Source organism: Deltaproteobacteria bacterium (assembly GCA_003696105.1).
GTDB lineage: Bacteria > Myxococcota_A > Polyangia > Haliangiales > J016 > J016.
This window is the reverse complement of sequence record RFGE01000199.1, coordinates 1-9,820: the sequence shown is the minus strand read 5'-3', so window position 1 is coordinate 9,820 and position 9,820 is coordinate 1. Positions and strand designations below refer to the sequence as shown.

5 protein-coding genes are annotated in these 9,820 nt (G+C 67.3%); 1 reads left to right on the top strand and 4 read right to left on the bottom strand.

The window, feature by feature from the left end:
- Nucleotides 1-1,100: 1,100 nt before the first annotated feature.
- The gene (locus D6689_13180) at nt 1,101-3,782 is read left to right on the top strand and encodes a carboxypeptidase regulatory-like domain-containing protein (protein ID RMH40638.1); all 2,682 of its coding nucleotides are present in this window, start codon (nt 1,101-1,103) and stop codon (nt 3,780-3,782) included.
- Nucleotides 3,783-4,736: 954 nt separating this feature from the next.
- Here D6689_13180 and D6689_13175 read toward each other — a convergent pair.
- From D6689_13175 to D6689_13160, 4 genes are all read right to left on the bottom strand, one after another.
- Entirely contained in the window at nt 4,737-5,432 is a 696-nt protein-coding gene (locus tag D6689_13175) for a hypothetical protein (protein RMH40637.1), read from the bottom strand.
- A gap of 33 nt (nt 5,433-5,465) precedes the next feature.
- Nucleotides 5,466-6,161, bottom strand: coding sequence for a hypothetical protein (locus D6689_13170; protein ID RMH40636.1), 696 nt, complete (start codon nt 6,159-6,161; stop codon nt 5,466-5,468).
- A gap of 244 nt (nt 6,162-6,405) precedes the next feature.
- Complete coding sequence (locus D6689_13165; GenBank protein RMH40635.1) at nt 6,406-7,401, bottom strand: hypothetical protein; 996 nt, start codon at nt 7,399-7,401, stop codon at nt 6,406-6,408.
- Between the two features lie 101 nt (nt 7,402-7,502).
- Nucleotides 7,503-9,428, bottom strand: a complete 1,926-nt coding sequence (locus D6689_13160; protein RMH40634.1) for a carboxypeptidase regulatory-like domain-containing protein — start codon at nt 9,426-9,428, stop codon at nt 7,503-7,505.
- Between the last annotated feature and the right edge of the window lie 392 nt (nt 9,429-9,820).

Genomic DNA, 9,820 nt, shown 5'->3' with positions numbered 1-9,820 from the left:
GACGATCTGGTTGGTGAGCGCGGTGGGCTTGAGCCAGAACTGGCGCTGGGTACAGCGCCGGGTGACCAGGTAGGTCGAGCCCGGCAGGACCTGTCGCGGCACGCTCACGGACCGGGTATCGGCACCGGTTGGTCGCGGTTGCGTGCGAAACCAACGCGGGCAGGGCTTCGCCTATCGGGTCGGGCTGCTCGCTGTTGGGTGCGAAAATCAACCCGGGTAAGGATTCGCCCGGGTGAGGCTTCGCCCAAGCACGACGATGTTCTCGGCCGTCACGTTGCGTGCGTGTCGGCGGAGCAATGGCCGCGCACGCGTCGCCGCGCGCCGCCGGCGTAGCGGCGCGCGGGGCCGACGCGCGTTCATGGCGCGGCGAGCGGGTTTCGAATGCAAGACGAGTGCGGGCGATTACGCAAAATGTGGCAACATCCGAACGGGCGCGATTTGCGGCGGTACTCTCCTTGACGGCCCGCGTTCGCGTTGTCGTATTGCGGCAGGCGAACGAACGCGCCGCCGGCAGTCGCCGGCGACGCGATAGCCGACGAGGAGGTGAAGGTGTACGTGAAACAAAGTGGTCTTGTAGGTAAGTTGCAGTCAATGTTCGTGTCGGCAATGGCGGGGCTTGCGCTTTTGGCGTTGTCGGTACCGTCGTACGCGACTACTCGGGTGAGCATACACTCGTCATCGGCGGCGACTGTCGTGATCGTCGATGACGGCGGGGTTCAGCAGAAGAATTTTGTCACCGGTTTTGTCAACGGCCTATGGCGCGTCGGCAGAGCCATCGGGAGGATCGTTGGCGGCGGCGGCGGCGGCGGTGGCGGCAGCGGCGGGGGCGGCGGCAGCGACGACGGCAGCGGCGGTGGCGGCGGCGGCGGTCACGGCGGCGGCGGTAGTGGTGGAAGCGGCGGTGGCGGCTCCTGTACGGTCAACGTAGAGGCTAGAGGCTGCGACGGATGTATTATTGTCACGGGTACGTTCTGCGGTGGCGGTGACGGGGGCACGGGCGGAACGGGCTCTGGCGGCTCTGGTGGCTCCGGCGGGAGCATCGACTGATCGACGGCGGCGGATCGGGGCGGAGCGCGCTTCGCCCCGATCCATCGATTCAGATGCGCAACAGGCGATTATTGGGCGGAGTCGTCGGCGTCGCGGTCGTCGCGGCGGTGGCGTGGTGGCTGCTGCCGTCGCGCGAGAGCGGCGACCGGCGGCCTGCGGTGCGCGATGTGCCGGCGACCGCCGGGTCGGCGGCGGAGCGGCCCCGGCCCCCGGCGCCGGTCGCGGTCGATGGGGTGGTCGTCGACGCCCGAACGTCGCGTCCGATCGCGGGCGCCGCGGTGTCGCTGTTTCGGCCGCGGCAGACGGCGCCGGTCGTGGAGTCGAGCGATGGGGGCGGGCGGTGGCGGTTCGACGCGATCGAACCGGGTAGCTACCAACTCGTGGTGTCGGCGGCGGGCTATGCAGCCGCCGTGATGCCGCTGGATGTACCGGCCACCGGGGTCGAGATCGCGCTCGAGCGTGAAGACCTGGCGACGGTGAGCGGCGTGGTGTCGGACGTCGAAGGTGGCCCGGTCGCGGGCGCGGTGGTGGCGGCGAAGCCGGCGATTCTGTCGGGGGCCGAGTTTGACCGTACGGCGCCGCTGCCGGCGGTGACCGACGGGCAGGGGCGCTACGCGCTGTCGCTGGCGCCCGGCCACTACGAGCTTGCGGCGTGGGCCGACGGCTACGTGTCGGAGCGACGCTACCTGCGCGTCGAGCGCCGCGACGCGGCGATGGACTTTGCGCTGTGGCCCGCGTGTGCGATCGAGGGTCGGGTGGTGGTGCGCGACACGGGCCGGCCGGCGGCCGGGGTCGAAGTCGTCGCGCAGCCGCGCGGCGCATCGGCAACGGCTGCCGGGGAGTACGAGCCACCGGAACAGGCGGTGCGCGCGGTGGCGGGTGCGGGCGGGCAGTTCCGGCTCGACGGGCTGCGGGCGGGCGGCTACGCGCTGTACGCGCAAGGCGGCGGCTACAACTCCGCCGTGCCGCTCGACGTCGATCTGGCGATCGGCGAGACCGCCACCGGGGTGGTGATTCAGGTGGTGCGCGGCTATACCGTGAGCGGTCGCATCGTTCGCGCCGACACGGGGGCGCCCGTTTCGGGAGCGACGGTGTCCGCGATGCGCGACGGCGACACGCGTGAGTGGGGGCAGGTCGGGCCGACGGGCGAGGACGGCCGGTTCACGTTGTCTGGACTGCCAGCCGGACACTACACGCTGTTCGCGGAGGCGGTGTCGGTATCGCTCGAGCCGACGGGGGCCGACGTCGAAGTAGCCGGCGACGTCGACGGCGTCGAGGTTCGCGTGTCGCCGGGTGCAACCGTCGAGGGGCGAGTCGACCCGCCGGGGCGCGCGATCGTCGGGCTCGCGCCGGACTACGAGTCGCTCACGTTCGAGGGACTGGCGCCGGCGATGCTGGCCGAGCAGCTCGTGTCGCGGCGCACCGGCGAGGACGGGCGATTCGCGCTGTCGCCGGTGCCGCCGGGGCGCTGGCGCGTGGTCGCGCGCGCGGACGCGGGCGCCGGCGGCGAGGTGGCCGTGGACGTACCGCCCGGCGGGGCGCGCGACGTCGTCGTGCCGCTGCAGCAGTGGGCGTCGGTGCGCGGGCGCGTGGTGGACCAGACCGGCGCCCCGGTGCCCGGTGTGACGGTTATGCTGCAGCCAGTACACGTACCTGGCGCCATCGAGTTGCAGTTTCGCCTCATGCGCCGCGCATACAACGTCGACGGAGTCCTAACCGACGCCAAGGGCGTTTTCGCGTTCGACAGCGTGTCGCCTGGCGAATATGCATTCGTCGTAGGCGACGCTGTGGGTATGAGGTGGTGGGCCCCTTCCGGTTTCGACCCGCAAACGAATCGCCCGCGGCGGTATGTCCTTGGGCCCGGGGCTCGACTCGAAGATGTAGTCATCGAGGTTACGACTGCGGACGGCGTCATCACAGGCCGCGTGGTCGATACGAAGGGCGCGGCAGTACCGGATGTCTATGTCGTTGCGCGTCTGGTAGCGTACTCGAAGGGCAACGGTCGGTGGAATCCGACGCCCTACGGCGGCCGCGTGCCGCCGGTCGTCACCGACGCGCAGGGCCGGTTCGAGCTGACGCGGTTGCGCCGCGGGCGCTATGACTTGCACGTCGACGCGCCGGGCGACATCGGCCGCGGTACGGCCAATGATGTGGCGACCGGGGCGGATGTCACGATCCGGTTGGAGCCGCTCGGCGCGATCGCCGGTTCGGCGCCAGGTGCGAGCGGCGCGTGCGATGTGGCGATCATCGGGCCGACGCAGCGGGTGCTGGCCACCGCGGAGCCGGCGTGCGGGTTTCGTGCGGGTCGACTGTCACCGGGTACGTATCGCGTAATTCTGTCGTCAAACACCGGCATCGGCACCGCGCAGGTCGACGTGGCGGCCGGCGACGTGGCTCGAGTCGACCTGCCGATTCGGCCGTGGGCGCGCGTGATCGGCCGCGTCGTCGAGCGCGACGGCGGCCGCCCCGTCGGCGGGGTGCGGATCGCCGCGGTGCCCGAGGACGAGTTTCTCCGCGATGCGGTGGTAAAACAGATCGTCCTCGGCCTGCTGCCGGTCACCGGCGACGACGGTCGGTTCGCCGTCGAGCGCGTCGCGCCCGGCGCGATCGACTTGTGGGTGATCGGCGACGCGGGAGTCCTGGACCCGCTGTTGCGCCAGCGCGTCGACACCCGACCGGGGGCGACCACGGACGCCGGCGATCTGGCGGTCGCGCGCGGCGATTCGGCGCGGTAGCGCCGCGAATGGCGCCGGGCGCCGGCGTCACGGGTCGCACGGCCGGTCGGTGGCATCGACGAAGTGCTTTCCCTGGACGAACGCGACGCCGGGGGTCGAGGTGGCGAGGTTCGAGTCCCACGCGCAGCCGTCGACCGCGCCGCCGACGCCGCTGTGCCCACCGACGGTGGAGTCCACGAGCAGACCGGCGACGTTGGCGCCGGTGGCCGGTATCGCGGGCGGCCCCTGTTTGGCGTCAACTATTCTTGCCGGCGCATTGACTCGCTTGGTTTGCTACCAGGGCATACCCGTTGCCTCACGTCATCTGCTACCCACGCAAACAGGTGTTCATGCGCACCTCTGCTGAGGGTCTGGGAGCGATTTTCGGGCACGCCGAGCGATTTTCGGGCACGCCGGGTGAGGGAGAGCGGCGCAATGAAAGCTCGGAGTCGTGAACTTCTCGATAGGGGCATGATCGTGAGAAACCTCGATCGTCGGCGGGGTCCTGATCCTGAGAAAACCCGTCATGGACTGGGGGCATGACCGTGAGAAAACCCGCTCAGTCCGGGGGCCTGATCGGGAGAGATGACACCGGGCGAGACCGAGCGCGCGAGCCGGTTGCTCGAGGGCGCCGATCGCAGATCCGATCGTGGAGACACGTAGCAGACGGACACCTCCGCGATCGAAATGTGGAGGTATCACGAGTAGTGAAGTAGTGGAGGCGCCGGGAGTCGAAGACGGGCTGCCACGTGGACAGGAGTGGACCCACAAGGACAAGGCTGCGGAATCACGGGCCGCCGATGCAGCACCGGTTGGTCCCGGACGGACAGCAGCGGACTCCGACTGTAGCACTGTAGCAGCCGGCCTAGATCGCCCGGCCGCCCTGCTCGACGGAGCGCGCCGCGCGTGGAGCCGCGATCGAGATCCAGGTGCCCTGCGCCGAGCGCTGTTGTCGCTGTTGTTGGACCTGGAGGGTTACGGAACCAACTCGAAGACGTAGCCCGCACCGGCGCTCGGGTTGGTTCCGATCGAGATCCCCGTGGCGCCGGTGACGATCACGTCGCCCGCCAGCCCGATGGCGCGACCGAACGCGCTGCCCTCGACAATGTCGAGGCCGCGGATCTTCTGGGTCTGCACCCATTCCCACGGGCCGCCGCGCCGCTCGAACACGTACAGCGCACCGCAATACATGCCGCAGTCGGTGTCGTTGGCGGCGCCGACGACAATCCGGGTCCCGTCAATTGCCACGGCGACGCCAAATCCGTGGTTGGCATGCGCGTCGGTCGGATGGAGCTTGTCGGCCTGGATCCAGCCCACGCCGAACTCGCGCCGGAACACGTAGACCGCACCGGCGTCTGTGCCGAAATCGTCGTCGCGCATCGAGATCACGGCCAGATCGCCTGACAAGCCGATATGCTCGCCGAACGCCATCCCGGGCGCGCCGTCACTGGCGGTTAGCTTGTCGGTTTCCGACCACACCCCGGTGATGGGGTTCCGATCGAACACGTAGACGGCGCCCGGGCGTGCGGGGCCGATCTGGCCGACCAGCAACGTGTCGCCATCGAGGGCAACGGTCACGCCGAAGCCATCGCCGGCGACACCGTCGCTCGCGGTGAGCTTGTCAGTCTGCTCCCACACCGTCGTTGTCGGGTTGCGCTCGAACAGGTACACGGCGCCCGAACTGGCGCCGAGGTCATCGCAACTCTAGCACCCGACGGCGATGCGGGTACCCGACACGTCCACGGACAGCCCGAACTGATCGTCGACGGCGGCGTCGCTCGCGATCAACTTCTGCGTCTCGGTCCAGGTGCCGTCCCGCTCGAACACGTACACGGCGCCGGCCGACGCTCCGCCGTCGTCGTCGTTCCGGCTGCTCACGGCGATTACATCGCCGTCGATAGCCACCACTTCGGCGAAGTTGTCGCCACTGGTCGTGTCTGATCGCGTCAGGGTCGCCGTCTCCAGCCATGAGCCCGTTATCGAATCGCGCTCGAAAACGTACGCTTGCGTTGTCGGCCCTGCGATTTGCCCCACCATGCCGATGACCGTGGTATTCGCTGTCGCGGCGACACCACGACCGAATCGCTGGTTCGCGGCCGAGTCGCTCGGGACCAGCTTCGCCACCTGCTCGAATGTGGGCGGTGGAGGCGGACCGTCGCACACGTAGCGAGTATCCGAGATCTCGTCGTCGTCGAGTATGCCGTTGGCGTTGGCGTCGATCCCGGTATGGATCGCGACGCCGCCGTAGGGGCAGTTCTCACCGGGCGGCTCGTCGTCGACGCGCACCAGCGACGACATCCCGTCCTCGCCGTCCTCGCCGTCCTCGCCGTCGGCACCGTTGTCGCCGGCACAGGCTGCGATGATGGCTAGATTGAGACAACAGAACCTTGTGATTCTCATGGGTCTGGCTTCTCCTGGTTCCCTATCACCCTACGCTGCGGCTTGCTGACTTTCCGGGCTCGTTTGCGGCAGAACGTTGGGCGTCATGACAGTTAGTACGCGATCATGGCGCGGGTTGCGGCGGTCGCGCCCGCCTTCGCTACAACGGGCGCCTGGTGGACAGCGCGACGCCGGCGCTGGGAGGTAAGCAAGAAGCGGATATGCAGCCGACGATCGTAGTGGCCGCTGTCCCCGCGGGTCGCGGTCAGCGCTCGCGTGCGCGGTTAAGCTCAACATCGTGCAGCGGAATGTGCCAGCGTCGCAGCTCGTCGAGCCCGACATGGCGTGGTGCTGGATTCGGGTGAACCCATTGGGCTTCCATGTGCTGGCGCCAGTAGGCCTCACCGGTTCGGCGCGGGTGTCGCGCAAGCGACGACGCAAAGAAGTCGTCGTAGATGTCGTAGTGGTCCGTGTGGATGAACTCGTCCCACGTCGCGCGCAAGGCCTCGGGGTCGCGGATGTCGATGATCTCGAATTGTTCAAGTTCGCGCGCCGCTGACGATCCCCACGCGGTGCGGAGCAAGTCGATGGCCGCGGCGTCCGACTGCGGGGCGCTGTATCCGAAGATCGTTACCATGAACGCGCACTGGAACGCATTCTGCACGTACGACCACGCGGCAGCAATCTGAGGATCATCGCGGTAGTTCTTTTCAGCGATGGGGTAAAGGAGCTGCGAGGGAGAAAACGGCTTGCGGCAACGCGAGCAACGAGTCCCGATGGGACCCTCGCGACGATCACCGACACAGGAACCGATCGCCACGTTCCCGTGTAGGAAGACGAGTTGTGGCGGGCGCGTCCGTGCCCGATAGCACCGCTGCGCAGCCTGCAGCAAAAAGGGGTCCCAGTTGAAGGTGGCGATGACATCCTTTTCTCGCAGGGCAAGGACGAGGTAGTCGTAGACGGTCGGAATATCGGGCAAGGACAGCGCCGCGAAGTACTCATGGATCGCGTGTTCGATCTGGTCGCATTGGTCCGCATAGTTGGGATCCGCCTTGAGCGCGCCGTACAGGCTTTCGAAATCGGACGCGTCGAGCCCCGAAGGCACTTCGTGTTCGAGCCCGAGCACGCGCACGAGGTCGTTCATCAGCGGAACGGGTTTGCCGACCGCATCGCCATCCGGGCATGCCGCACGACTTGCCCCGGCGCCGAGCAGGACGACGTGCGGGCGCTGCATCGACGTGTCGTCCTTGAGATTATCCAAGTGAGCAGGTCTCCCTTGGTCCTATGATTCTCCTGGCCCGCGGAATGAGTACCGCCCCCATATCGAGGGCCGTCTCCGTGAACATGACCGTCCGCCCTGAGTCAGTGCTTCGGTTGCGTAGACCGGTCGTGCTGGACGAGTGTGCCGGCCGACAGCACGTACGTTGTCTCGTGGCGCAGCGACCCGCAGCAACGCGCGTCATCGTCCGTCCACGCGTCGCCGGAGACAATGAGCTTTCGATCCGAAATCCGAATCTGGTCGGCCGTGTACCCGCCCTCCGGAGTGAAGTCGAGGCGTGACACAAGTTGCGGCTCGGATTTGACGATGCTGTAGACGGCGACGGCGCTGCCCCAGCTGTTGCCGCAGTCGTCCGCGTTGGCGCACTCCCAACTCAGTCGGACCGCGGTTTCGTCGTGGCCGTCACCGTCGAGATCTGCTCTGACGACCTGGTTGATGGTCCACGACTCGAAGCGGCTTCTGCCCTTTCCTTGGTGGAAGTGAACCCGTGTGCCGCGCGCGTCCAAGGGCAGCGTTGCGTTCTTGATGTCGATCATCGCGGTCTTTTGGCGCGGCGCGCGGGATGAATCGGTGGCTGTTACAGGTTCGTCGACCGCGGCGACCACGTTCGCAGCCTTGCCAGCACGCACCTCGATGTTCTCGCAGCGATGCACGCGCCGCCTCGAAGTCCAAAAGCTCAGGCCGTAGGTTCCCGGCGGCAGATCCAATAACTCGAACTGCCCCTTCGCGTTTACGTCGGCTCTCGACGTGTGCTTGATCGATGGCGCAGTCGCTACGACGCGGCGGATCTTCGTGCGGCTGGCCTTGACATCGCCGACGATCGCGCCCGTTCCGTCAGCGCCAGTGAGGCGCGTGATGGAACCCACCTGCGTGCAGCCGACTGGTCCGACGCGGGAGGCTGGCTGGGGGGCGGCTTCGACAGAAGTCGCGGTCGGGCCTCGTGCGGGACAGCCGCCGAATGCTCCCGCGAGCCTCCAATTCTCTGGTCTGGGCAGCGAGACGGTGACGGTGAACGTCAGCGTGCCATGGTTGTTGTTGGGCTCGCGGTCATTGACACCCACTACGACGTTACCGCTGTAAGGCACGATGTGGCGTACACAGCGGCGGACAACGAGGCGGGACTCGGCCTGTTTTACGACGCCCACGCGCGCGATCGCCGCGCCATGGGGTGCCGTGTTGAACGGCTCCTGTCTGAGGTTGTAACTGCGGAGTTTGTTGTCACGGAAGCCCTCGGGCCCGAGCTTGTCGTCGTGCCAGCCGCCGACCTGGTGGACGCCCGAGGCCCGAATCTCGACGAGTTGGCCTGCTCGCACGTGAAGGCGGCCGACGGGTAGCTGACCTTTGTTGGTTCGCAGGTCCAGCGTCCGCGTTACCGCGGGTTCGTCGAATCGGGAGACGACGATCTCGATGCGCGATAGCCCATCATCGGACAGCGTGAGAACCGGGTCCTTTGAGTCCGCAGCTTGTATCAGCGCGCTGGCGCTCAGTCGCACACTCCCGATCACCTCGCCGCCGGTGATGTCGTCACCGTCCTGATCGAGCACGGCGAGACGCAGCCCATCGCGTGGAATGCCCGCGATCGGGACGAGAAACTCGTAGCCGAAGGAGTGCCGGTACCGGTCGGGTGCGATGAAGCTGCGGTAGGTGACGTCGCTGCCGGCTCGTAGCCGTACCATCAAATCGGGGGCCTTCGGGTCTCTCTCTTCCTGCTTGTCCGACGAGCCCAGTTCGCACAGGATGCTTACCGCGGTCGCCGCGCCGCCGGTGGTCATGGCATCCAGGAGCATCGCTCCCTGGGCCGAAGGCGCGATGTCGCACAACCCTTTTCGCTCCCTTTTCGGCCCGTCCCAGTCGCGGTTGGTGCCGGGGCGCTTCGGGGTCACGCGGACGTCGTCAACGCGCAACAGCAGCCAGCCATCATCGTTCGTCGTAGCACTCTGCGCGTGCAACGTGGTTGCCGCGCTGGCCGCAACGAATGCGGCCATGCTCGCAAACCGCATGAGAGCCATCCACCACCTCCTTGTTCCCACCAGATCGTAACGCCAGGGGACGGGCTTTGGGAAGGCTCCTGCATTCAAAGGAAAGTATCTGGATGGCGGGTGCATCCGAATGATGCTCCACTCGGTTTGTCGATCCGCGCCGCCTTCGGTGGACGTGTGTGCTCCGGAGTCGATAGCTGTGTGGTGAGCGTAGTTGGCCACCATCCGGATGGACGTCGGGGCCATGGGTCCGGCCGGCCTCATGGCGCCGGACCAACTGACGTGCGGTTGTTCATCGTTAGCTGTGCGCGATAAAATCTATGGGGTGCGGCTCCTTTGCGACGACGCTCGACGACAAGATTCCCGCTACTTGACGAGCCGCAGATGCGTGGGTCGCGAGCGTGACCGTTTGGTCGGCGTCG